Here is a 23,435-nt window from a genome sequence, read left to right as displayed (position 1 = left end):
TAAAATGCACGTACCATTTTAGCGCTTATTCCAATTCACCACGCGATCAAACGTCTGGAGGACATATTGCACATCCTGGGCGGTCGTAAATGCGCCAAAGCTGAAACGAAGGCTGCAAAGGGCAAGATCTCGCTCGATGCCAATGGTCTTCAGGACGCGACTGGGCTCGAGGGAATGCGAGCTGCACGCCGAACCACCCGAAAGGGAAACGCCTTCCCTATCGAAACGAAGAATGAGCGTTTCGCTTTCCAAACCACGCACGCAGACGTTAACGATGTTGGGTAGATAGTTTGCATCGCCCTCGTTGCAATCAACCGTCTTGACTACCTGGGGATACTTCAAAAGTCCTTCGTACAGGGAATCACGCAACGCACGCTGCCTTGCCGCCTCTGCGGCAATCGCATCGGAATCACCGCAGAACCTCTTCATTGCAGCGGCGAAGCCTACCACGCCAGCGACATTCTGAGTGCCACTGCGCATGCCCGATTCCTGACCGCCACCCAAAATGAGAGGGTCGCACGAAACGCCATGGCGCAGGAAAAGTGCACCTACGCCCTTCGGGCCGCAAATTTTATGAGAGGAAAAGCTCATGGCATCCACGCCCAAATCGCGCACCGAGACGGGCATCTTCGCCAAAGCCTGCGTAGCATCGGTATGAAATAGTGCGCCCGCCCCATGCGCCACATTTGCAAGCTCGGCAATAGGCTGAATCGATCCGATTTCGTTATTCGCGAGCATAACGGAAACGAGGAAGGTATCGGGCCGCAAAACCTTCTTGAGATCCTCGGGCGCAACAAAGCCGTTGGCATCGGGCTGCAGGTACGAAACGTCAACGCCTATGCGTTCGAGCATACGCGCCGTCTTGAAAACGGCATCGTGCTCGATTGCCGATACGACAACATGCCCTCTCACGCTGGAACGGCCGCTCTTTTTGAGTTCCCCGAAGGCGACATGCGATATCCCCAAAAGAGCCATGTTATCGGACTCGGTAGCGCCACTCATGAAGATGATTTCATCGGGACGCGCGTCAATGCAACGGGCAACGTCAGCACGTGCTTGCTCGAGCGCGGCAAACGCCGCACGACCTTCGGAATGAAGGGAGTTCGCATTCGCTCCAACGGCGATGTTGCCCATGCCCGCCTGCATATACGGTTCCATTGCCTGCTGCGCTTCCTGGCACAACGGCGTCGTGGCCGCCCAGTCGAAATACACGCGATCCATTTCGTGCTCCTAACGTGCGTTACCAGCAGAAAGACGAATAGATTCGATGGCGGCGGCGCGATCGGCCGCCTTAAAGACGCCATTGCCAGCAACCATGACATCAGCACCCGCTGCGCCAACGAGAGCGGCCGTGGTGGGATTGATGCCACCATCCACCTGGATGAGCGGAGATGCGCCCGCTTCCTTTGCAAGCTGAACGACCTGACGGATGCGATTGGGCGTTTCCTCGATGAACGACTGCCCGGAAAAGCCCGGGAACACGCTCATGACCAGGACCATATCCCAAAGACCAATGGTTTGGGCAAGAACGGAAACATCGGTGTCGGGCTTCAACGCGATTGCGGCCTTCGAGCCAGCCTCGTGAATGAGCTCGACGGCCTTCCTGGCTTCGTCATTCGGACATGCGGGGTCGAGCGCTTCCCAGTGAATGGTGACCATATACGGCTGCGAAGCAAGGAACCAGGGAAGCTGGACAAGTGGATTCGAAATCATGAGATGCACGTCGAGCGGCATAGACGTAATGCGCGCGAGCTGCTGCGCAACAGGTACACCGATGGTGAGATTCGGAACGAAATGGCCATCCATGACGTCAACATGAACCCAATCCGCACCACCTGCCTCGATGGAAGCAATCTCTGACTGAAGGTTCATGAAATCGGAGGACAAAATTGAAGGCGATACGCGGACCGTTTCGAACATGCCAGACCTTTCGATTACAGCAAGTAGTTCCTCAAAGCCACCCGATTGTAACCCCCAGGAATTAACTAGGCATAATCTCTTTCCAAATTGAGCAGGAATTCCTTGATATCCATGCCTCCCGCATATCCAACGAGCTTCCCGTTGGCGCCAATAACGCGGTGGCACGGAATGAAAATGGGTATGGGGTTGGCATTCGCGGCCATGCCACATGCGCGATACGCGCCCGGACTCCCCGCCGATGCGGCGATATCGGAATACGATCTAGTCTGCCCATATGGAATACGCGCAATGGCATGCCAAACGGATTCCTGGAATGCCGATCCGGAAACGCTAAGAGGTACGGTGAACGCCTGGCGCTTGCCGGCAAAGTACTCCTGGAGCTCGTTAGCCGCCCTGTTCGTAAGCAAGGTGGGGGCCTCTTCCCCATCGAGCTCTACCGCGCCAAAGGCAAGACCGGTTATGGCTTCGCCATTCGACGAAAGTGTGAGATGCCCCAGGGGCGTGTTGTATGCGAAATGCGTTTGCCTGAGCATGGAGGCTAGCCCAAGCCGTAGAACTCTTGCTTGAGAGGACGATCGCTCAGAGACAACCCCTCAACACGAGGGTCGGCGCCTTCCCAAATTACCTGGCGTACGGCTTCGGTTATGGGCATTTCCACACCGGCCTTCTTCGCCAGCGGAAGGAGCGTCTGGCATGCGTACGCACCTTCAACGACCATGTGCGTTTCGTTGGTAAACTCCTCGAGCGTGCCACCGCGCGCCACCATCTCGCCGAAGCGGCGGTTACGCGAGTGCTGGGAAGTGCACGTGGCAATTAGGTCGCCCGTACCGGCAAGGCCCATACACGTGATGGCCTCACCACCAAGGGCATTCACCAGACGGCTCATCTCCGCCAGACCGCGCGTCATGAGCAGCGAAGCAGTATTGTCCCCGTATCCAAGGCCAAATGACATGCCCACCGCCAACGCAATCACGTTCTTGCAGGCAGCGCAAATCTCAACGCCCACGACGTCGGAACACGTGTAGGTGCGGAAATGGTCGCTCGCAAACGCTTGCTGCAGGAACGCGGCCACTTCGGGCGACTTGGATGCGATGACCGTAGCAGCCGGCATGCCCTGAATGACTTCCTCGGCATGATTGGGCCCCGAGAGCACGGCAAAGCGATCAGGGTTGCCCATCTCCTGCTCGAAGATCTGCACGGGAAGCAAACCGCTTTCGGCTTCCACGCCCTTGCTGCAGATGACGATGGGGAGCGTATCGCTTGCAATGGGAGCAAGCGCACGAGCTACGCCACGCAACAGCTTCGAAGGCGTGACAACGGCAACGGCGTCGGCGTTGTACAGGCAATCGCGATACCCAACGGTAGCAACGATGTTGTGCGAGAGCTCAACATCGCTGAAATAACGTGGGTTCACGTGATCGCAATTAATGGAAGAGACGACTTCGGGCCTGCGAGCCCAAATGTTCACGTTCTGGCCATTGCTCCCAAGCATCTGGGCAATGGCAGTACCCCAGGAACCTGCACCGATGACGCCGATTTTCATACAGAGACTACCCCCTTTTAGAGCTGCCAATGCGGTTTTCAGTACCCGCACGCAAGCGGGAGATGTTCGCACGATGCGCCCACACCACCAGGATGCCCACGAGCGCGCAAACGATGGCGGCGAACCAATCGCCCCAGAACACGTAGAACGACATGAACGGGCAGAGCACCGCAGCCGTGATGGAGCCCGCGGAAATATACTTGGTTAGCACCACGACCACGATGAACGAAGCGAGTTCGATTAGGGCGGGAACGGGGCCGAAGACAAAAAAGAGGGCGCCAACGGACACGGCAATGCCCTTACCACCATGGAACCCAAGCCAAGGCGAAAACACGTGGCCCAGGCATCCGCCGGCAAGCGCCATGGCCATGGCGTCACCCGTGGTAAACATACCCTCGGCGGAGGCAAAAGCCGACGTGATGAGCATGGCAAGCAACCCAGCAAGCAGGCCCTTGCCAAAGTCCATCAGGAAGACCAGATAACCGCCCTTCTTGCCAAATGCGCGAATGGCGTTCGTAGTGCCGATATTGCCCGAGCCAACCTCGCGAATATCAACGTGATATATGCATTTGCCGATGATGACACCGCTGGGAAGCGAACCAAGCAGAAACGAAATGGCCAGTACGACAATGAGTACGATGGGCGACTGCAAGGGTTAATCCTTCCGTTTGAACTTGATGCGAATGGGCGTACCGGTGAATTCGAAGCTGCGGCGCAAACGGCCCTCGAGATAGCGTTCGTAATTGTCGGTAACGATTTCGGGATGGTTTGCGAAGAACGTGATCTGAGGCGGGCACGTAGCCGTCTGAGTGGCGTACTTCAACTTCAGGAGCTTCTTACCCTGCGAGATGCTATGACCAAAATCGCGAATCTCGGCAAGCCAGTTATTGAGAGCGCTCGTGGAAACGCGGGCGTTGTATCCCGCATACGCCTTGTCGATCATTTCCCAAATGCGATGCGTGTTCTTGCCCGTAAGCGCCGAAACGGCGATAACGGGAGCGTACGAAACGAACTGCAGGCGTTCCGCCACCTGGTCGCGCACGCGTTCCTTCGCCTCGGCACCTTCCACGATGTCCCATTTGTTCAACACGATAACCATGGCGCATCCGCGCTCGGCGGCGAAACCGGCAATGCGCTGATCCTGATCGGTAAGGCCAAGCGTGCCATCTACCATGAGAAGCACGACCTGGGCGCGGTCGATGGCGCGCATGGAGCGCACGAAGCCGTAATACTCCACGTCTTCGTCAATCTGGCTCTTGCGACGCAAACCAGCCGTATCGACCAGGCGATACGCCTTCCCCTCGTGATGAACGACCGTGTCGATGGCATCACGCGTAGTGCCCGCAACGTCGCTCACGATAGAGCGATCGTTCTGGGACAGCATGTTGGTAATGGAGGACTTGCCCGCATTCGGACGGCCAATAATGGCAACGTTGATGGCGTCTTCCGCGTTCGGGTCGAAGCGCTCGGGCGCCTCGCGCAGGAGCTTCACCGTCTCGTCGAGCAAGTCGCCCGTACCCGTGCCATGCAGCGCGGAAACCGGCCAAGGATCACCCAGGCCAAGGTTGTAGAACTCGTAGATGGAATCGAGATTGTTGGGGTCGTCGATCTTGTTCACGACCAAGAGCACGGGCACATTCGCCTTGCGCAGGCTACGCGCCACCTCCTCGTCGTCGGCATTGATCCCCGTCTTGCCATCGACCACGAAGAGAATGACATCGCATTCGTTAGCAGCCGTGAAAGCCTGATTGCGAATGGACGTCTGAAATGCGTCTTCGTCACCCATTTCAATGCCACCCGTATCGATGAGCGTAAAGCTTTCGCCATTCCAATCGGCTTCGTGATAGGAACGATCGCGCGTAACGCCGCGCATGGAATGAACGATAGCGTCATCCGCTTGAGCAATACGATTGACGAATGTGGATTTACCGACATTCGGACGGCCGACCACGGCCACCAGATGCTTCGCCATTATTCCGCCTTTCGCTTGGAAGCGCTTGCGAGAAACCCCACTATCGCCGCGCGGAACTGCCGCACATCTGGGCGATCTGGGGAAGAAATTCCGATGCTACGCAGGATACCACATGAATATGCAGGCCTGAGGCGCCCTCCATATCGCTCACGGTCATATCATCAAGCGTGACTCCGTCGGCATTCAAAATGACCTTGGGAAGCGCCGCGAAGGCGTAATCGTCTTCCGAGGAGACGGTTGCCAGGGCGGCTGAGATATCGCATCCGCAAAGCAGGCCCGTAACGTCGACGTTGCCGCCAAAGTACTCGTTCTTCACGTAGAACGGCACAAGCAAGCCAGCAAGTGGGCTCTTCTCAATAAGCGGCGTGAAGAACTCGCGCTGGGCGCATCCGCATACGAACAGAACGCGCTTGCCCGATTCCCGTATGGCCTGGGCGCAGGCAAGTTGCGCATCGGGGCAGGCATTCCAGTCGTCCACGAACGAGCGAACGATCCCGATGCCATCTTCGAACAAATCGAACCCGCCATAAAACTCCGCAGGAGGAAGATAGTCGAGCAAATCATCGGGATGGGCATTGCGATAGAACTCATCGGAACAGAACACCCAAGCATCGCTGCGCTCTTCCATGGCGCGGAGCTGGAACGGTTCAATGCAATCGATGACTTGCTGCGCCATGCCCCGGTCGTTGAAGCTGAACTCAAACGACGTCTGGTGCTTCGTAAACCCAAGGGGAACGATGCCAACGGAAAGAATTCCCGGGTGCGCATACGCCCACTCGAGCGTACGACGCAGCTCTTCCCCATCGTTCACGCCAGGCATGAGCACGATCTGAGCATGCACCTGAATGCCGGCTTCCAGAAGATGCTCTGCAACCTCGATGCCACGCGGGGCATGCTTGCCAATAACGTCGCGCCTGACCTCGGGCGTGATAGCGTGAAGGGAAAAACGCAGCGGAGAGATGAACTGCTCGATGATGCGCTCTTCGTCTTCGGGGCCAATATTGGTGAACGTGACGAACGTACCTTGCAGGAAGCTCAGGCGATAATCATCGTCACGCAGCGTAAGCGTATCACGCGCATCTTCGGGAAGCTGGCGCATGAAGCAGAACTTGCAGGCGTTACGGCAGAGCATGAGGTCGTCGAAGATGGCCTTCGTAAAATCGAAGCCCCACGTCTCGCCCTCCTCGCGCTCCAGCACGACCGTACCCGTATCGCCATCGGCATCGACATACGTAAGCTCGATCTCGTAATCGTCGGTATACCAGCGCCAGTCGATGGCATCACGGATGGGATGCCCGTCAACGGCTAGCAAGCCGCAGCCCGGCGTGAACCCGGCATCATCTGCGGGAGAGCCAGGCAAGACGTCCTTAATCCAGGCTACGGGTGTCGAAGCGGACCTAGGCATCGAATTCTTCCGAGAGAACGCGTACGACTTCCTGAATGATGTCATCGGGAGTAGACGCGCCGGCCGTTACGCCAACGCGCTTGCAGCCAGCGAAATCCTCGCGCTTGAGCTCGTCGGGCGTCTCGATATGAAACGTGCGCGGGGAAATGGCCGAACAAATCTCATACAGACGCGTGGTATTGGAGGAATTATGTCCGCCAATTACGACCATGGCGTCAACCGTGGAAGCCAGTTCCTCGGCTGCGCTCTGACGCGTGCTCGTGGCGTTGCAAATAGTGTCTTCAAGCACGTAATCCAAGCCGCGTGCATCAAGTTTGGAAAGCACGTCTTCGAGCATGGCGCGACGCTGCGTCGTCTGCACGACAACGCCAAGGGGACCATGCAGGTCGGCGGGAAGTTCGCTCGCGTCGCTGGCAACCACCACACGATCGCTCACGGATTCCGCCCACGCACGCAGGCCCTCTACCTCGGGATGGCTCTTCTCGCCCACCACCACGACGGTCCTGCCTTCTTCGGCAAGCTCCTTGGCGGCACGCTGGGCACGCAGCACATGGGGACACGTAGCATCGATGATGCTCACGCCGCGCTCTTCGATATCCTGGCGAACCTGCGGGGTTACGCCATGGCTTCGAATAATCACGCATTCGCCGCTTACTTCCGCAGGAGCATTGGCCACGCCCACGCCCTTGGCGGCCAGGCGGTCGACAACCTGCGGATTATGAATAAGCGGGCCAAGCGTCTGGGTGGGACGCCCCGATTCGGCAGCTCGTTCTGCAAGGCGTAGCGCACGTTTCACGCCGTAGCATGCGCCAGCACAGGATGCGGTAATGACTTCCATGGCTACCCCCGAATCGGATGTTCGGCGAAGACCTGGCTGTAATCCTTCGTCTCGGGAAACAGCTCAACCATATCAATCTGATCGGCGGGAACGTCGCGCTGGAGCGCGAAGCTCTCACGCATCACGTACCACACAGCGCCTTCGAGCCTATCCTCCTTGGGAAGGAATTCGAACGATTTCACGTCGATGGGCTCACCAAAGAGCACGTGAACGCGGGGGAAGCGCACGCGTTCGCCCTTGCGCTTGATCTTCTCGACATTCCGCACGGCCGTAGGCACCAGGGGTGCCTTTCCCATGCGCGCCACGAGTGCTGCACCCGCATGCAACGAAGGCGTGTTTTCGCTTTTACCACGACGCGTACCCTCGGGGAAAATGCCCACGACTTCCTTGTTACGCAACATGCGCGTCGCGCGCTTCACGCTCGTACGATCGGCGGAATCGCGAGTAACGGGAAACGCCCCAACGCGCGCGATAATCTGGGCGCCAAGCTGAGAGCCCGTAAACAAGCTATCGCGCGCCATGAAGCGCACCCATTGACTCGGACGTACGGCAACATAAAGAAACGCTACGTCCAGGAAGGATGTATGCGTGGAGCAAAGGCACAGTCCCTGCTTGCCGCGGGCGGCACGAAGGTTTTCCCTTCCGTGCACCTTGAAGCGGAACGCAATCTTCAGCACCAGACCCACGATTACGTAGCAAATATTGCCGCACCAATGCGGAATCTCGTGCGTACGGTCCTCTCCACCCAGGGGACGATCCCACATTTCCTCGAGCGTCAGGAACAACTTCATTACATAACCGCCTTTTCCTGAGCCAAATCGCAAATGGAGCCCACGACCTCGTCGATGGAAAGCGTGCTGGAATCGAGCAGCACCGCGTCTTCGGCGGGCTTGAGCGGAGAAGCAGCCCTGGAAGAATCAAAGCGGTCGCGCGCCTTGATATCGGAAAGCACTTCTTCGTAATCGGTAGAGCCAATGCCCCGCCTCTTGTTCTGGCGCAGGCGCCTAAGCGCACGCTGCTCGTCGCTGGCCGTAAGGAAGACCTTCACTTCGGCATGGGGGAACACAGCAGTGCCAATATCTCGGCCCTCGACGACGTAATTGCCGTTGGCGCCAATGCGCTGCTGCTGCATAACGAGCGCCTCTCGCACGCTGGGGTGCGCGGCAACGGCGCTCACGGCCTTGTCAATGCGAGCCGTGCGAATGTCACGGGTAACGTCGATACCGTCAATGTAGACCTTGCTGGGAAGCGGGTCACCTGGCGTAAGCCCAAAGGAAATCTCCTTGGCGCGTGCAATGACGCCCAGGCTTGCGGCATCGGAAAGCTCTACGCCCTCGCGCAGGGCAAACCACGCGATGGAACGATACATGGCCCCGGTATCGAGACATGAGAAACCAAGCTTCCTGGCAACAGCCTTGGAAACGGTCGATTTACCGGCACCCGAAGGTCCGTCTATGGCAATAATCATCGGGCAAGCCCCTCCAGGCTTCCCAGGAACGTGGGGAAGCTAATCTTAATTGAGTCAAAATCTACGATGGTAACCGGCTTATCGCCGCAAAGGCCCACAAGAGACCAGGTCATCGCCATGCGATGGTCCTTATGGGAGTTAAAGACCAAGCCGTCGGGCACCTGCAGGTCGGGCTGGCCCTCGATGTAGAGGTCGTCGCCCTCAACCCAGGCGTCGACGCCAAGCTGAGAGAGACCGTCGATGGTGGCCTTCAGGCGGTTGGCTTCCTTCACGCGCAACTCGCCCACCTGGCGGAAAACGGTAAGGCCGCGAGCATGGGCGGCAACCAACGCAAGAACGGGAATCTCGTCGATGACAGAGGCAATCTTGTCGGCGGGAATCTCGCAACCAACGAGTTCATGCGTATAACGTGCGGAAATAATGCCATAAGGCTCTTTGCCGGACGTGCCCAAGCCCTCGATGGAAACGTTAGCACCCATGCGCTCGAGCGTGCGGGTAAAGCCAATGCGCCCCGCATTGAGACTGACGTTTTCGATCTGAACCTCGCTACCGGGCTTCAGCAGGGCGGCGCACACCAGAAACGCGGCAGACGAAGGGTCGCCCGGAACGTTCACCTCGCACGAACGCAGCGTGCAGGGGCCCTTCACCGTGGCAACGCGTTCTGCTGCCGTGGTAACGGCGCCGTACTCGGGAAGCATAAGCTCGGTATGGTTACGCGAGATGGCGGGCTCGTTCAGAATCGTCTTGCCCGTAGCGCCCAGGCCGGCAAGCAGGACAGCAGTCTTCAGCTGGGCAGACGCCATGGGAGCGTCGTATTCGATGGCGCGCAGCGGACGCGAGCCGTGAATGGTGATGGGCAGCGTCTCTCTGCCAGCAGGGCTGAACTGGGCCCCCATCTTCATGAGCGGCGCGGTTATGCGGCGCATGGGGCGCTTGCGCAAGGAATCGTCGCCCGTAAGCTCAACCTCGATATCCCACGGGGCCAATACGCCCATGAGCAGGCGAACCGTGGTGCCGGAATTGCCGCAATCGATGGGGCCATCGGGCTGGATGGGACCTCGCTCTCCCCAACCGGTAATGCCGCCAGAAAGGCTGCCGTCGACCTGCTTCTCAAGCGAAACCTTGGCACCCAACGCCTGAACGGCGCGAATGGAAGACCTCACATCGCCCGAATCGAGCACGCCGGAAACACGCGAGGTGCCTTCGGCCATAGCCGAAAAGAGCACGGCGCGATGAGAGATGGACTTATCACCAGGAACCCTGGTGCTGCCATTCAAAGGGGCCGGCAGCGGATTGATAACGGTAGTTTGCTCGCTCATGGCCTACTCCTTCACACTCAAAGGAAGCAAGGATACGCGGAAACCGGCATTGAGAAGCTCAATGGAGAGTCGCCCGATATCCCCCTCATCGGTAAGTATCATATCAAGAACAGCAGCGCTTGAGGTAAGATGGTCGATTTCGATTGACTGAATGTTGCATCCGACCTTGCTGGCAATGGTGGTCACCTCGGCGACCATGCCCTTGCGGTTCTCCATGGGGATGCGAACCTCAAGCAGGTTTTCGCTGTCAGGCAGCCATTTCTTCGGTATTGACCTGCGGATTTTCGCAGAATGATCGAGCAGGGCGGTAAGCTCCGCACGATCGTCGTGCTCCAGGGCGGCAATGAACCGAGCGATAATCTGGCTCATCTCCACCAAGCCATCATGCAAGGCCTTCTTATTGTCGAAGGCGATTCCCGCCCACAGTTCGGGCGAGCCCGCGGCAATGCGCGTGGAATCCTTGAAGCCACCCGCACACAGGCGGAACAGGGCCTTTTGATCGTCGGCATGATTGGCAGCAAGCTCCACCAGGGAGGACGCCACAAAATGAGGTACGTGGCTCACGATGGCAATAGCTCGATCATGGTCTTCACGGGGAAGCGAGATGACACGCGCGCCCATGCCCGTAAGCAGCTCGTGGAGTGCCAGGTAATCATCGGCAGGAGTGTCCTCATTAGGGCAGACAATCCAATGTGCGCCTTCGAACAAGTCGACGCGCGCACCCTCGATGCCATTCACCTCGGAGCCCGCCATGGGATGACCGGGAATGAAGCGACTGATATCGGGGAGAACGTCAGCGGCATCGGAGCAAATGCGAGCCTTGGTGGATGCGGTATCGGTAATGATGCCAGAATAGCCCCACGATACAAGCTGCTCGAAATAGGCGCGTGCAGCCGTTGCGGGCGTAGCCAGAATGACCAGCTCGCACTCGTTGCGAACGAAGGACTCAAACGCCTCGCCATCGGGAAGCGAAGCACCCGTAACCCATCCATTCTGCACGGCCTTCACAAGGGTGACTTCATCGGTATCGACGCCAAATACGCGTATGGATTCGTCAAACTGGCGAATCCGAGCGGCGCAGGATGCGCCAATGAGCCCAAGTCCAACCACGGCGATATTCTTGTATCTGCTGGTATCCACCCGCAACCCCGCATTCATCAGAGGTCCGAAATTCAGAACGTAATACTATCACGCAAGACCGGCGGCTCGATATAAAGCCGCGGTCTCTTCATCGTCGAGCTTACGCCAAACGCCCTGCTTAAGCGATCCCGTTTCGATGGGGCCAAAAGAAACGCGGTCGAGATGCTCGACGGGATGCCCCACCGCCTTGCACATACGCTTCACCTGATGCTTTCGACCCTCGTGAATGGCAAGCTCCACCACGCATCGATTGCGCGACTTAGAGATGACGGAAATTTCAGCCGGAGCCGTCATGCCATCCTCGAGCAAAACGCCCTCGCGAAGCTGCTGGGCCTCGGCTTCGGTCATGATGCCAGTCACCGTAGCATGGTATACCTTGGTCACGTGATGACTGGGATGCAACAGGCCATTCCCCAGTTCGCCATCAGTGGTGAAGAGCAAAAGACCCGTCGTGTCCTTGTCCAAGCGGCCAATGGGATACAACCCGGGATACTCATCGCAGGGCATGATATCCGCAACGCAACGGCGCCCGCGATAGTCCTTCATGGTGGTGATGATGCCCGAGGGCTTGTTCAAGGCCAGCACCACATGGGAAGAACCCCAAACGACCACTACCCCATCGACGGCCACTTCATCTTCCAGAGGGTCGACCTTGCTGCCAAGCTCGGTGACAACGATACCGTTAACCTCTACGCGACCGGCGGTGATAAGGCTTTCGGAGCCACGGCGGCTAGCAACGCCGGCCCGGGCGAGGTACTTCTGCAAGCGCATGGGGAATGCATGCCCCTCGATGCGCTCCTCCCAGCCAATATCGCGAATGTCAGACACGCTTACTCCTCGAATTCCAGGTCGTCAAAATCGATCTTCTCGACGGCGCCCGCGGCTTCCGCCAGGGCACCCGCCATCATCTGGCGCATCGCATCATCCATGCTCTGCTGCTGACCAGGCTCGACATCATCGATAGACTCCTGCTCGACCGCTGGCTCGTCAAGCGCCTCAGTCTCGCGAACGGGCGGAATATAACCACGCGTGGCGGAAAGGCGCGTGCGAATGAAATCGCGCGTCTCGTCGTCGGGGGCAAACTCGGTGATGTCGGGAAGATCCTTCAGGGAACGAAGGCCGAACTTCTCCAGGAAAGCGGGCGTCGTTCCATAGAGCGTCGGATTACCCGGAGCATCCGACGTACCGACTTCCCTCACAAGCCCCTTTTCCATCAGGGAGTTCAGCGAACTATCGGAATTGACGCCACGAACGTCGGCAACGCCGGCACGCGTGACGGGCTGGGAATAGGCAACGACCGCAAGAACCTCCAAGGCAGCCTGCGAAAGCTTGCGCGTATCCCACGAGAGGACATAGGCCTCGAGCAGCTCGTGAAAGGCAGGATGTGTGCACAAACGCCAGCCACCTGCAACCTCGGTAAGCTGAATGCCCTCTTCGTCTTCGAGCAGACGCGCACGCAGCTCGACGCAGGCCGATTCCACAACGGAAGGTTCCACCTGAAGCATGTCGGCCATGGTAATAGTAGAAACGGGACCGTCCGTCACGAATAGCATCGCCTGAATGGCGCTGGTCAGCTGGTTCTCGCTCAAGCCTTCGAACATGCTACGCCTCCTGAACGCTGGTGAGGGCGCCTTCGCCCTCGAGGAAGAGCTCGCCAGAGCCCTCGATAAAGTCAATGTCGATGTCGCCGAATGCCTCGGACTGGCGAACCGTCACCATGCCGCGCTTATACAGCTCCAAAATGGCCAGGAACGTGACGACGATAACGGGCTTGCTCGCACGACTCGTAAGCAAATCGCTAAAGCGGGCGTGCTTCTGATTGCGAATGCGGGTATGAATGGCGCGCACATGAACTTCCACGGGAATGGGCTTCGCCGCAATGTGCTCGCTTTCGAGCAAGAACGGATCGCGATGGCCCATGACCTGAGCGCAGAGGTACGCAAGCGAATCGAGCGTCACGTCTTCCAGGTAGTCGGGCATAAGCGTAAGCAGGCTCTCGTCGGGGCCCGCACTACGACGATGCAAGCGAAGCTCTGAATCGTATCGCGCGGAAAGTTCGGCAGCCGCATTCTTGAACTGAGTATATGCAAGTAGGCGCTTCACCAGCATGTCGCGCGCTTCCATGGGGCCAATCTCCTCGTATTCCTCCACGAGGTTGTCCTTGGGCTTGGGAAGCAGGGCTGCAGCCTTGATCTCGAGCAACGTGGATGCCACGAGCAGAAAGTCACTCGCGACATCCAAGTCCACGTTTTCCATATGCGAAACTTCGTCGAGGTACTGATCGGCAATCTCCGTAATGGAGATGGCACCGATGTCTACTCTCTGGCGGCTAACCAGATACAGCAGAAGGTCGAACGGGCCCTCAAAGCTCTCTGTGCGAACGCGATACGACATCTACCGCGGGCTAGTCTTCCACGCGACGATAGCGCAGTGCCTGCTCTTCCATAAGAGCAACGTCAGAGAAGTAGTTGATGCGCATGGCATCCTTCACCTCATGCAGCGTTTCGGCAGCGGCAGCACGTGCAGTTTCGCAACCAGCAGCCAGAATGTCATACACAGCGGGAATGTCGGCCTCGAGCTCGTGACGACGCTCGCGGATGGGCGCAAGCGTATCTTCCAGGACGCGGTTCAAGAACTTCTTGCACTTCACATCGCCCAGGCCACCACGCTGATAGTGCGCCTTCAGTTCGTCGAGATTGGCGTACTCGGGCCAGTATTCCGCAAAATGCTCGTTGGTGCTGAAGGCATCGAGATAGGTGAACACCGCATTGCCTTCGATCTTGCCCGGATCGGAAACCTTCAGGTGACCAGGATCGGTGTACATGCTCTTGATCTTCTTGGCAACTTCCTCGGGCGTATCCGACAGATAGATGCCATTGCCCAGCGACTTGCTCATCTTCGCCTTGCCATCGATGCCAGGCAGGCGCTTCGCAGCCTCGCCCTGGGGAATGAGCGCTTCGGGCTCCACGAGAACGGGAGCATACGTACGATTGAACGAACGAACGATCTCGCGCGTCTGCTCGAGCATGGGAAGCTGGTCCTCGCCCACGGGAACCGTAGTGGCCTTGAATGCGGTGATGTCCGATGCCTGACTAATGGGATACGTGAAGAAGCCAACGGGGATGTCGGCGTTGAAGCCACGCATCTGGATTTCGCTCTTCACCGTGGGGTTACGCTGCACGCGCGCCACCGTAACGAGGTTCATGTAATACGCCGTAAGCTCGAAGAGCTCGGGGATCTGCGACTGAATGAAGATGGTGGTCTTGGCGGGGTCGATGCCGCAAGACAGGTAGTCGAGCGCAACCTCGATGATGTTCTGACGAACCTTCTCGGGGTTATCGGCGTTGTCGGTAAGCGCCTGCGCATCCGCGATCATGATGAAGATGCGGTCGAATTCGCCCGAGTTCTGCAAACGGACACGCTCACGAAGCGACCCTACGAAATGACCAACGTGGAGACGCCCCGTGGGACGGTCTCCCGTAAGAATGATGCGCTCCTTGGGAACCACGAGCGTGCTGTTGTCTTGGTTGTCAGCGCAGATTTCTTCCGACATGACCTAATCCTTACTTACTTATTACTACGAGATACGGAACGGGAACAACAAATTAGCGACATTGCCCGCAGTAGCGTTCATATACACCGAAATCGGATTAATGGGGCTGAAATACGGAACAATGAAGAGCAGAATCAGCAAAACGGGCATGGCGTATTGCTGCACCGCGTAATACTGACGCAAGTATTTCTCCGGCAGGATGAACGCGAAAATGCTCGATCCATCTAGCGGAGGAATGGGCAGCAGGTTGAAGAACATCAGATACAGGTTGATAAGCGTGAAATACGGCAAGAACAGCAGGTAAAAGTATGCAAAGAGTTCATTGCTATTCACCAAGCTGGTAGTGGCAAGCGGATACAGGAGCCATGCAACCATGGCGCCCACAAGGGCCATGAGCAAATTGGCGGCAGGGCCCGCAAGGCCAACGATCAAGTCGCCCTTGCGCTTGTCCTTGAAGTAACGCGGATTGTACGGCACGGGCTTTGCGTAGCCGAACACGGGCGCATTGGCCAGCATAAGAATGGCAGGCAGCAGCACCGTGCCAAAAGGATCGATATGGCGAAGGGGATTCACCGAGAGACGGCCCGCGTTCTTCGCCGTCGGGTCGCCCAGCTTGTAGGCGGCAAAACCGTGTGCGACCTCGTGAAGCACGATGGCCGGCACGAATGCCAGAATCGAACAAGCGTAGTATGCAAACATGTCTGTACTCATAGGTGTCCTAGTATACCGCAGGCGCGTAAGCCGAAATGAAAACACGAAAATTCATCCGCACGCTCCGCATCGAATCGGTCATCGGCAGGCATTGCGCCTACTTTTCGGAAGCCTCCCGCTGACGAGCCATTTCCGCTTCAAGCTCCTCATTGAGAATGAACCACTCCTCTTCCGCAGCGGCCAAGCGCTTCTTGATGCTGGCATGTTCGGCAATGACATCGCTCGACGCATCCTCGTTCGTATAGAAATCGGGATCTGCCAGCAGCTCCAAGATCTCCGCAAGGCGCGTATTGTCCGCTTCCATCTGCTTATCGAGTTGCGCGATGCGCTTGCGATGGTTCTTGAGCGCAGCATAGGCCCTGTTACGAGCTTCAGCCTCGCGGCGCTTCTGCTCCTTCGACTTAGGCGCACTGCCCTTCGGCGCCGTAAGAGAAGCAGACGCATCCTTTACGGGACGCTCCCCACGGGGATGGCGATTCACGGTAATGCCCGAAGAAGCCTCCTTCTTGGCAGCCTGAGCGCGTGTTGCCGCATGACTGCTCGCAAGGCCAGACTTCGAAGTGGCCGATGCCTCGTCACGGCCGCCCGTAATGGAAGCCGAATCTTCCTGCCCGCTCTTGAACAGGTAATAATCGTAATCGCCATCGTAGACGGTAACGTTACCAGGCGTAATCTCGATAATGCGATTCGCAACGCCACGAATGAGATGCCTATCGTGCGTAATAAGGATGATGGTCCCCTCGAACGCAGCAAGAGCCTGCTCCAAAACGTCAGCACTCTGAATATCGAGGTGGTTCGTAGGCTCGTCGAGGCAGAGCAGCGGCTTGGGCGAAACGAGCATCTTAGCCAGCGCCAGACGGCTCTTCTCACCACCAGAAAGCACGCCCACGCGCTTCTCGACGGCATCACCCTGGAACAAGAAGGCACCCAGCAGCGTCCTCACCTGCGAAATAGTCCAACCAGGTGCAACGCGATCGAGTTCTTCGAACACGGTATTCCCTTCATGCAGCTCTTCGAGCTGATGCTGGGCGTAGTAGGTTTTGTCTACGTGCACGCCATACTGAATGCTGCCAGCATCAGGGTCGAGAACGCCCGCAATCATCTTCAGAAGCGTGGACTTACCGGCACCATTGGGGCCCACGAGTGCGATCTTCTGGCCGCGATACACCGAAAGGTCGAGCTTATCGTAGACAACGTGCTCGCCAAAGGCCTTGGAAACGCCCGTGAGGTTGACGACCATATCGCCGGTACGAGGCGGCTGGACAAAGTTGAAGTGAACCGTCTTGCGCTCTTCAGGCACCACGATGCGCTCAATCTTTTCGAGCTTGCGCACCCTATCCTGCACCTGCTTGGCCTTCGTGGCCTTGTAGCGGAATCGTTCGATGAACGCCTCCATGTGGGCAATTTCAGCTTGCTGCCGTTCGGCCTGCTGGCGAAGCAGTTCAATACGCTCCTCGCGCTGCTTCAGGTAGGCCGAGTAGTTGCCCTTATAGAAGTTCACATGCCCATTGTCGATTTCCGCGACGCGGTCAACCATATTGTCCATGAACGCGCGGTCGTGGCTAACCACGATGACCGTACCGCTATAACCGCGCAAGAAACCCTCGAGCCAGGTAACGCTTTCAAGATCAAGGTGGTTAGTTGGCTCGTCGAGCATGAGCACATCGGGGTTACGCACGAGAAGCTTCGCCAACGCAATGCGCATCTGCCAACCACCCGAATAGTCGACCGTGCGCTTCTTCATATCCTCTTCGCCAAAGCCCAGGCCAAACAGGACGCTGCGCACCTTCGACTCGAGCAGGTAGCCACCCATGGCCTCATACGCATCACGCGCACGTCCAGCGGCGGCAAGCTCCTTTTCCGTGGGGTTATCACCCAGGTTGTCCTCCAGGGCACGTAGGCGCTCCTCGGCTTCCAGGATCTCCTTCTGCGAGGAAATCACCTCGTCGAACAGGGGGCGGTCCCCCATTTCGATGGCTTCCTGCTCAAGATAGCCAACCGATGCGCCCTTTGCATACAGCACACGCCCTTCATCAGGCTCTTCATTACCCGTAATGATATTGAGCAGCGTTGTTTTGCCAGCGCCGTTTGGGCCTACGAGCGCAAGGCGATCGTAGGCTTCAAGCTTGAAGGTGACATCGGAAAAGAGCGTACGCGCGCCAAACGATTTGGAAATATGTTCAAGCTGAATGATCATCGCAGATACAGTTACCTTTACACACTAAAAAGGGCCAGCCGAAATTCGACTGACCCGATGAAAATCTAAGTGGTGGGCCCGGCCGGGCTCGAACCGACAACCAAAGGATTATGAGTCCCCTGCTCCACCATTGAGCTACAGGCCCGTGAACACGTAGTATAGCGCAATTGGCCGCATGCCATCCGCGCATGGTCGACCCAATGCGTATTATCTCCTCACCATCGTTCGTCTATTACGTATTTATTACGTACTGGAGGCATTTCGACGATTTCCGAGAAATAAAAAACCAGGCCAAAAAAGATATCTGACCTGGTGATTTGATGGTGGGCGTTACAGGGATTGAACCTGTGACCTACTCCGTGTGAAGGAGTCGCGCTCCCGCTGCGCCAAACGCCCGATATGTAAGAGCCAAAAAATGGCCGTAAAAACAAATGGCTCCCCGGGTAGGATTCGAACCTACAACCCTCCGGTTAACAGCCGGATGCTCTGCCGTTGAGCTACCGAGGAATCTTGCTTGTTGCTCACTTGCAACGCGCAAGAAAGGATTATACGCGAACCAAACCCTTTGACAACCCCCTTTTTTGTGGATTCATCTTCACATTTTCCGAGGCCGTATTTGGACAACGTACCCCTGTATATAGAGAAGGGAGCTAATCAATCTACAAGAACATGAGCTTGGGATATGTGGCGCATACGCTCCCCGTCAACATAGGCAGGAACTCGCAAGGACATCTCATGTGCTACCGGAGTGGAATCAATCTGGATAACGGCACCCCCACGGACGCATCCCGTGATCACCAAGCACCTTACAGGCTGTTTTACAGTGAGAACGTGCCGAGTTGTGCATGATTCGTGATGAGAAAATTGCCTGTTGCCCCCTACCTCATCGGCCGCTATACTATCCACTTGCGCACGGTGGATATGGCCTAGTTGGTTAGGGCGCCAGATTGTGGCTCTGGAGGTCGAGAGTTCGAATCTCTCTATCCACCCCAGCGCAAAACTTTTTAAAAAAGTTCTTGCAAAGCAAGAGCGGTTGTCCTAAAATAGCGTTCGCCGCTTTTCGAAGGGCAAAAGACATATGAACATGGACCGTTAGCTTAGTTGGTAGAGCAGGGGACTCTTAATCCCAAGGTCCGGGGTTCGAGTCCCCGACGGTCCACCATCTGAATTATATAGCTCCCCCGTTGGGAGCTTTTTTCATACCGTATAACGGGGACTCGAACCCAGCACTCCCCTCCTTCATATGTTCACACTTTGGAAGTGCCACCATTTTTGTGAGCGCTAAAATCATACTCGGCGCACAAAGCATCTTCTGCATGGGTGCGCTGGGTCAGACGTGCTTAGCCTTGAAACTCCCAAAAACCTGTGCCGGTTTCCGGATCGAACTTCTTCCTAATAACGCCCCCAACAACGGGCCGTAGCTCAATCTCTGCGGTATAGAGAACGGTTATGAACTTGACGTGCCCCGCCGCTAGGCAATGCTCGTCTCCGTCCTTGTATGCGAACGAGGCATGAGCGTGGCTAATCAGTTCGCCTTCATCACCCGAAATAACATTACCCATAAGCGACACAAGCTCGAGCATGCCAGAATAAACCTGAGTTTCGAACGCACCCAATTCGGGCACAAAGGTCTGGATCTGGGCTTCCTTGCAGCCGCCGATACCGCTGAACGTAGCCGAGGCAATATGCTCGGCCTTGCATATTTCAAGAATCGACGAGATTATCTCGTCATCCCGATCAAGTCGTACATAGTAGGCGTCGCCAAACTTTCTGTATTCCATATCAACCCCAGATGACCTCAAATATCCCGTATTCAGCGTGTAACGATATTATAATGATATAAAGCGCATGGCATTTGCCGCGGCAAGCCTTGTAAAAAGACGGTCACGTCAGTTTTCTGGAGCATACCCCATGGCTAAGACAGAAACAGTACAGGTAACAGCGGATGAAAATGGCCTCTCGCAAGCAAGCGATTTCGCAGAAAGGTCCCTTACGGGGCGCCGTATCTCCGCCTGCAGCAAACATGAATGGATGGCCCTCTTCAGGGCGCTCCTCCTTCATGCCGCGTCGCACGTTGACGACAGCGAAGCACCACTCGAAATTAGTAGCATCGTCTCGCTAGGCGGCACAGATATCACAATAAAATTCGCGGGTAAGCGATTCCTGCTTCCCGACGAAAACGCGTCAGCGGATTCCCAGGCGAAAATCATCGATGCCTTTTCAGACAAGTTTTCCTGCTCGTATGAAAACGGCGAAAACGTCATCACCATTTCAGTAGGCAGAAGCTTCTGGAGCATCATCCTTCCAAACCTCATCGCCGTCATCGCAGCAGTAATAGTGGGTATCGTGCTCGAATTCACCGTCGATGAAGCTGAGCTGCGCACGATGGCAAGCGAATGGGTATCACCCCTGGAAAAGCTGTTCACCAACGCCGTGCTTATGATAGGCGCACCAGTAACGCTCTTCTCGCTGCTCAAGAACGTAACGGATTCGTTCATCGTTGCCGAACGCAATTCGTCCTCGCGCAGGCTGTTCATCAACGCGATATCTTCGTCCGTCAGCGTAGTCGCTCTAGCTCTCATCATGGGCTTCGTATTTGCCCAGTGGGCCCTATCGTCCAGCGGCATAACAGAGCGAGTCGACATAGGGTTCGCCAATTGGTCGCTCGCTTCAGCGGTGGACCAGATAATACCGTCGAGCATCATCGAGCCCTTCGAAACCATCTCCCCCATTCCGATGATCTTTGTAGCGCTCCTCATCGTGGGTGCGCTGAATTCAATAGGCAAGGACTTCGATTTGCTGAAAAGGGCAATCGACGCCTGCTACAACCTGTTCTCCGGCATACTCAACATACTCATGAAAGCCTTCCCCGTGGCATGCTTCCTACTGTTCCTTGAAGTCTTGCTGGCAAAGGATGGCATCTCGCATTTCCTGGAAATCCTCTTCATCGGCATTATCGCGTTTGCAAGTACGATTCCCCTGCTCGCCCTCTACGCCCTAAGGCTGAAACTCCGAGGAATACGGATACGAGAGTTCATACGAAAGACGTGGCCGCTCGTAAAGGAGAACTACGTGATAGGCTCCGTCATCGACGCCGTGCCCTACAATATGCGCTACTGCTCGGAGAAGCTGGGCATCTCTCGAGAACGGCTCGGGAAGGAACTGCCGATATTGGCGCAGACCAGCCTTGATGGCAACTGCTTCATTCTCATGCTGCTCGCTTCGATATACATCTTCATTGCCAATTGCGAAGTGTCATGGTTCAACATCGCCGTAATAGCCGCTATCGTGATGTTCCTCTCGTTTGGAGCACCCAACCAGCCAGGCTCAATCCTTATTGGCATGCTGGTTATCTTGACGTATCTCAATTCCGATATCGCCATTGCGCTGGCAATATGTTTCGAACTATTCTGCGGCGGACTCCAGAACATCCTGAATGTCATCAGCAGCATTACAACAGTTGCAGAAAACGAACGCGCTGAAGAAAAACGGCGGGGATAAACCCCGCCGTAGACAACTAGATCTGTTGGTATCTGCTACATCTTCTCGGGGGCCGTGATACCCAGAAGACCCAGACCAAGCGCCAGAACGATACGCGTTGCGTCGCAGAGCGCCAGACGGGCGTTACGCAGCTTCTCGTCTTCCACGTTCACATGGCAGTTGGTGTAGAAGCCATGGAACAGACCGGCAAGATCCTGGCAGAAGTGCGTCATGCGGAACGCAGCGCGGTCACGCGCAGCCAGCTGAACGAAGTCATGCAGCGTCTCGATCTTGCGAGCAAGAGCAATTTCGCTGGGATCGGTGAGCACGGACAGATCGATTTCACCGGGAAGAACCTGAGCAACGAGCTCATCCATGGAGATTTCCCCAGCTTCGGCCTTGGCGGCAAGCTCGGCAGGAGCAGCCTTGCGCAGAATGGAGCAGATGCGCGCGTGAGCGTACTGCACGTAATACACGGGGTTGGAAGCATCCTTCTTCTTGGCCACTTCGATGTCGAAGTCGATCGTCTGATCGGCACCGCGGGAAAGCATGAGCCAACGCGTGCTGTCGACGCCCACTTCTTCGATGAGCTCTTCGAACGTGACCATTTCGCCCGTACGCTTGCTCATACGAACCGGCTCGCCATTGCGGAACAGGTTCACGAGCTGGCCAAGCATGACTTCCAGGGCACCCGGGTAACCCCAAGCGGCCAGCATGGCCTCGCAACGGGCGATGTAGCCATGATGATCGGCGCCCCACAGGTCGATGAGGTGGTCGAAGCCACGCTGCATCTTGTTGTAGTGGTATGCAACGTCGCTGGTGAAGTACGTGTACTCGCCGTTGCTCTTCTGCAGAACGCGGTCTTTGTCATCGCCAAACGCGGTGCTCTTGAACCAGGTGGCGCCGTCCTTTTCATACAGGTAGCCACGCTCGTCCATAGCAGCCAGAGCGCGGTCGACCTGGCTCTTGCCCTCTTCGTCCTTCACGTACAGAGTACGCTCGCTGAACCACTTGTCGAACGTGGTGCCAAAGGTGTCGCAAATGCGATGCTGCTCGGCAAGCTCGTATGCGTAGGCACGCTCGCGGAAGTTCAGCAGACGCTCTTCCTCATCGGCATCGACCCACTTGTCGCCATCCTTTTCGATGATGGACTTGGCAATGTCGATAACGTAGGCGCCAGCGTAGCAGTTTTCGGGCAGCGGAACGTCGTGGCCAAGCTCCTGCAGGTAACGCGCAACAACGCTGCGACCGAAGTTATCCATCTGGCTACCATGGTCGTTGATGTAGTTCTCTTCGTACACCTTGTAGCCGGCATGACGCATGACGCGCGCCGTGGCATCGCCAAGCGCAGCCCAACGGCCATGACCCACATGGAACGGACCCGTGGGGTTAGCGCTGATGTACTCGATGTTGATGTAGTTGGGACCCTCGATGGTGCCCTTGGCGTAATCGGCGCCTTCCTGGCGAACCTGGGCAATGACGCCCTGGAACACTTCGGGAGCAAGCGTGAAATTGATGAAGCCAGGACCGGCGATTTCGCAGGAAGCGATCATGCCGTTCTCGGGAAGGTGATCAACGATGATCTGGGCGATTTCGCGGGGGTTCTTCTTGGCCGTCTTCGCCAGACGCAGGGCAACCGTAGAAGCCCAGTCGCCATTGTTCGTGTCACGAGGTCGCTCGAGAGCAGCTTCCGGAATCTCGTCGAGGGCGAGCGATCCATCGGCAACAGCAGCCGAAAGACCCTGGCCAACAAGCTGTTCAAGTTGTTCGCGAATCTGCATGGTTGTTTTCCGTCACTTCCTAATACGAATGCACATTGCGGCTATTCTAGCACCCGCGTAGGGAAATGAAAGTACAGATAGAGCAATCTAGACAAAAGGAGCCGCATC

The 23,435-nt window shown here is 56.8% G+C and carries 21 protein-coding genes and 5 tRNA genes; 3 read left to right on the top strand and 23 right to left on the bottom strand.

The genetic code is table 11. From position 1 onward, the window contains the following. Positions 1-18: 18 nt before the first annotated feature. The 21 genes from AAY81_RS05385 to AAY81_RS05285 form a co-directional block, all read right to left on the bottom strand. Positions 19-1,221, bottom strand: a complete 1,203-nt coding sequence (locus tag AAY81_RS05385) for a cysteine desulfurase family protein (RefSeq protein WP_066662355.1) — start codon at positions 1,219-1,221, stop codon at positions 19-21. A gap of 9 nt (positions 1,222-1,230) precedes the next feature. Then, complete coding sequence (rpe, locus tag AAY81_RS05380; RefSeq protein ID WP_066662353.1) at positions 1,231-1,920, bottom strand: ribulose-phosphate 3-epimerase; 690 nt, start codon at positions 1,918-1,920, stop codon at positions 1,231-1,233. 65 nt (positions 1,921-1,985) lie between these two features. Then, positions 1,986-2,453 carry a methylated-DNA--[protein]-cysteine S-methyltransferase gene (locus AAY81_RS05375; RefSeq protein ID WP_066662343.1) on the bottom strand — a complete coding sequence of 156 codons (468 nt, stop codon included), beginning with the start codon at positions 2,451-2,453 and terminating at the stop codon, positions 1,986-1,988. Between the two features lie 5 nt (positions 2,454-2,458). Then, the gene (locus tag AAY81_RS05370) at positions 2,459-3,463 is read right to left on the bottom strand and encodes an NAD(P)H-dependent glycerol-3-phosphate dehydrogenase (protein ID WP_066662339.1); all 1,005 of its coding nucleotides are present in this window, start codon (positions 3,461-3,463) and stop codon (positions 2,459-2,461) included. 7 nt (positions 3,464-3,470) lie between these two features. After that, positions 3,471-4,115 carry a glycerol-3-phosphate 1-O-acyltransferase PlsY gene (gene plsY / locus AAY81_RS05365; RefSeq protein WP_066662338.1) on the bottom strand — a complete coding sequence of 215 codons (645 nt, stop codon included), beginning with the start codon at positions 4,113-4,115 and terminating at the stop codon, positions 3,471-3,473. Between the two features lie 3 nt (positions 4,116-4,118). Beyond that, positions 4,119-5,435 (bottom strand): ribosome biogenesis GTPase Der, encoded by a 1,317-nt coding sequence (der, locus tag AAY81_RS05360; protein WP_066662335.1) that lies wholly within the window; start codon positions 5,433-5,435, stop codon positions 4,119-4,121. Positions 5,436-5,475: 40 nt separating this feature from the next. Next, entirely contained in the window at positions 5,476-6,840 is a 1,365-nt protein-coding gene (locus AAY81_RS05355; protein WP_240480553.1) for a DUF512 domain-containing protein, read from the bottom strand. After that, entirely contained in the window at positions 6,833-7,678 is an 846-nt protein-coding gene (gene ispH, locus AAY81_RS05350; RefSeq protein WP_066662329.1) for a 4-hydroxy-3-methylbut-2-enyl diphosphate reductase, read from the bottom strand. Before ispH ends, AAY81_RS05355 begins: the two co-directional genes overlap by 8 nt. A 2-nt stretch (positions 7,679-7,680) precedes the next feature. Beyond that, positions 7,681-8,469 (bottom strand): lysophospholipid acyltransferase family protein, encoded by a 789-nt coding sequence (locus AAY81_RS05345; RefSeq protein ID WP_066662326.1) that lies wholly within the window; start codon positions 8,467-8,469, stop codon positions 7,681-7,683. Then, on the bottom strand, positions 8,469-9,146 hold the full coding sequence (gene cmk, locus AAY81_RS05340) for a (d)CMP kinase (protein ID WP_066662323.1): 678 nt from the start codon (positions 9,144-9,146) through the stop codon (positions 8,469-8,471). The genes AAY81_RS05345 and cmk overlap by 1 nt, the downstream gene beginning before the upstream one ends. Then, a complete protein-coding gene (aroA, locus tag AAY81_RS05335; protein WP_066662317.1) occupies positions 9,143-10,465 on the bottom strand; it encodes a 3-phosphoshikimate 1-carboxyvinyltransferase in 1,323 nt (440 codons plus the stop codon). The genes cmk and aroA overlap by 4 nt, the downstream gene beginning before the upstream one ends. 3 nt (positions 10,466-10,468) lie before the next feature. Further along, on the bottom strand, positions 10,469-11,605 hold the full coding sequence (locus AAY81_RS05330; RefSeq protein ID WP_240480552.1) for a prephenate dehydrogenase/arogenate dehydrogenase family protein: 1,137 nt from the start codon (positions 11,603-11,605) through the stop codon (positions 10,469-10,471). Between the two features lie 48 nt (positions 11,606-11,653). Next, positions 11,654-12,376 carry a pseudouridine synthase gene (locus tag AAY81_RS05325; protein ID WP_066664986.1) on the bottom strand — a complete coding sequence of 241 codons (723 nt, stop codon included), beginning with the start codon at positions 12,374-12,376 and terminating at the stop codon, positions 11,654-11,656. Positions 12,377-12,435: 59 nt separating this feature from the next. After that, entirely contained in the window at positions 12,436-13,206 is a 771-nt protein-coding gene (scpB, locus tag AAY81_RS05320; RefSeq protein WP_066662308.1) for an SMC-Scp complex subunit ScpB, read from the bottom strand. A 1-nt stretch (position 13,207) separates the two neighbouring features. Beyond that, the gene (locus AAY81_RS05315) at positions 13,208-13,999 is read right to left on the bottom strand and encodes a segregation and condensation protein A (RefSeq protein WP_066662305.1); all 792 of its coding nucleotides are present in this window, start codon (positions 13,997-13,999) and stop codon (positions 13,208-13,210) included. 10 nt (positions 14,000-14,009) lie between these two features. Beyond that, entirely contained in the window at positions 14,010-15,158 is a 1,149-nt protein-coding gene (gene trpS, locus AAY81_RS05310; protein ID WP_066662302.1) for a tryptophan--tRNA ligase, read from the bottom strand. A gap of 24 nt (positions 15,159-15,182) precedes the next feature. Beyond that, complete coding sequence (locus AAY81_RS05305; RefSeq protein WP_143117379.1) at positions 15,183-15,869, bottom strand: site-2 protease family protein; 687 nt, start codon at positions 15,867-15,869, stop codon at positions 15,183-15,185. A gap of 97 nt (positions 15,870-15,966) precedes the next feature. Further along, complete coding sequence (locus tag AAY81_RS05300; protein WP_066662297.1) at positions 15,967-18,066, bottom strand: ABC-F family ATP-binding cassette domain-containing protein; 2,100 nt, start codon at positions 18,064-18,066, stop codon at positions 15,967-15,969. 70 nt (positions 18,067-18,136) lie between these two features. Continuing rightward, positions 18,137-18,211, bottom strand: a tRNA-Ile gene (locus tag AAY81_RS05295). Positions 18,212-18,387: 176 nt separating this feature from the next. Further along, a tRNA-Val gene (locus tag AAY81_RS05290) sits at positions 18,388-18,462 on the bottom strand. A 36-nt stretch (positions 18,463-18,498) separates the two neighbouring features. Then, positions 18,499-18,573, bottom strand: a tRNA-Asn gene (locus AAY81_RS05285). Between the two features lie 408 nt (positions 18,574-18,981). On the opposite strand from AAY81_RS05285, the gene AAY81_RS05280 reads away from it, so the two are divergent. Together AAY81_RS05280 and AAY81_RS05275 are read left to right on the top strand one after the other, a co-directional pair. Further along, a tRNA-His gene (locus AAY81_RS05280) sits at positions 18,982-19,058 on the top strand. Positions 19,059-19,152: 94 nt separating this feature from the next. Further along, positions 19,153-19,228, top strand: a tRNA-Lys gene (locus tag AAY81_RS05275). 178 nt (positions 19,229-19,406) lie between these two features. Here AAY81_RS05275 and AAY81_RS05270 read toward each other — a convergent pair. After that, on the bottom strand, positions 19,407-19,847 hold the full coding sequence (locus AAY81_RS05270; protein WP_066662293.1) for a PPC domain-containing DNA-binding protein: 441 nt from the start codon (positions 19,845-19,847) through the stop codon (positions 19,407-19,409). Positions 19,848-19,977: 130 nt separating this feature from the next. On the opposite strand from AAY81_RS05270, the gene AAY81_RS05265 reads away from it, so the two are divergent. Next, on the top strand, positions 19,978-21,567 hold the full coding sequence (locus tag AAY81_RS05265) for a dicarboxylate/amino acid:cation symporter (protein WP_074777288.1): 1,590 nt from the start codon (positions 19,978-19,980) through the stop codon (positions 21,565-21,567). Between the two features lie 35 nt (positions 21,568-21,602). Here AAY81_RS05265 and argS read toward each other — a convergent pair whose 3' ends face one another. Then, complete coding sequence (gene argS, locus AAY81_RS05260; protein WP_066662282.1) at positions 21,603-23,327, bottom strand: arginine--tRNA ligase; 1,725 nt, start codon at positions 23,325-23,327, stop codon at positions 21,603-21,605. Positions 23,328-23,435: the final 108 nt, after the last annotated feature.

The sequence above is a fragment of the Denitrobacterium detoxificans genome (assembly GCF_001643775.1).
Lineage (GTDB): Bacteria > Actinomycetota > Coriobacteriia > Coriobacteriales > Eggerthellaceae > Denitrobacterium > Denitrobacterium detoxificans.
Note: the sequence above shows the minus strand (reverse complement) of the source record. Positions and strands in the feature narration are given on the sequence as shown.

Bases quoted from the DNA above. Each gene is read 5' to 3' on its own strand.
- ispH (WP_066662329.1), bottom strand. From the start codon at position 7,678: ATGGAAGTCATTACCGCATCCTGTGCTGGCGCATGCTACGGCGTGAAA.
- AAY81_RS05315 (WP_066662305.1), bottom strand. From the start codon at position 13,999: ATGTCGTATCGCGTTCGCACAGAGAGCTTTGAGGGCCCGTTCGACCTT.
- AAY81_RS05300 (WP_066662297.1), bottom strand. From the start codon at position 18,066: ATGATCATTCAGCTTGAACATATTTCCAAATCGTTTGGCGCGCGTACG.
- aroA (WP_066662317.1), bottom strand. From the start codon at position 10,465: ATGAGCGAGCAAACTACCGTTATCAATCCGCTGCCGGCCCCTTTGAAT.
- AAY81_RS05325 (WP_066664986.1), bottom strand. From the start codon at position 12,376: ATGCGCTTGCAGAAGTACCTCGCCCGGGCCGGCGTTGCTAGCCGCCGT.
- AAY81_RS05270 (WP_066662293.1), bottom strand. From the start codon at position 19,847: ATGGAATACAGAAAGTTTGGCGACGCCTACTATGTACGACTTGATCGG.
- AAY81_RS05345 (WP_066662326.1), bottom strand. From the start codon at position 8,469: ATGAAGTTGTTCCTGACGCTCGAGGAAATGTGGGATCGTCCCCTGGGT.
- trpS (WP_066662302.1), bottom strand. From the start codon at position 15,158: ATGTCGGAAGAAATCTGCGCTGACAACCAAGACAACAGCACGCTCGTG.
- AAY81_RS05305 (WP_143117379.1), bottom strand. From the start codon at position 15,869: ATGAGTACAGACATGTTTGCATACTACGCTTGTTCGATTCTGGCATTC.
- AAY81_RS05370 (WP_066662339.1), bottom strand. From the start codon at position 3,463: ATGAAAATCGGCGTCATCGGTGCAGGTTCCTGGGGTACTGCCATTGCC.
- cmk (WP_066662323.1), bottom strand. From the start codon at position 9,146: ATGATTATTGCCATAGACGGACCTTCGGGTGCCGGTAAATCGACCGTT.
- der (WP_066662335.1), bottom strand. From the start codon at position 5,435: ATGGCGAAGCATCTGGTGGCCGTGGTCGGCCGTCCGAATGTCGGTAAA.
- rpe (WP_066662353.1), bottom strand. From the start codon at position 1,920: ATGTTCGAAACGGTCCGCGTATCGCCTTCAATTTTGTCCTCCGATTTC.
- AAY81_RS05375 (WP_066662343.1), bottom strand. From the start codon at position 2,453: ATGCTCAGGCAAACGCATTTCGCATACAACACGCCCCTGGGGCATCTC.
- AAY81_RS05265 (WP_074777288.1), top strand. From the start codon at position 19,978: ATGGCTAAGACAGAAACAGTACAGGTAACAGCGGATGAAAATGGCCTC.
- AAY81_RS05385 (WP_066662355.1), bottom strand. From the start codon at position 1,221: ATGGATCGCGTGTATTTCGACTGGGCGGCCACGACGCCGTTGTGCCAG.
- argS (WP_066662282.1), bottom strand. From the start codon at position 23,327: ATGCAGATTCGCGAACAACTTGAACAGCTTGTTGGCCAGGGTCTTTCG.
- scpB (WP_066662308.1), bottom strand. From the start codon at position 13,206: ATGTTCGAAGGCTTGAGCGAGAACCAGCTGACCAGCGCCATTCAGGCG.
- AAY81_RS05355 (WP_240480553.1), bottom strand. From the start codon at position 6,840: ATGCCTAGGTCCGCTTCGACACCCGTAGCCTGGATTAAGGACGTCTTG.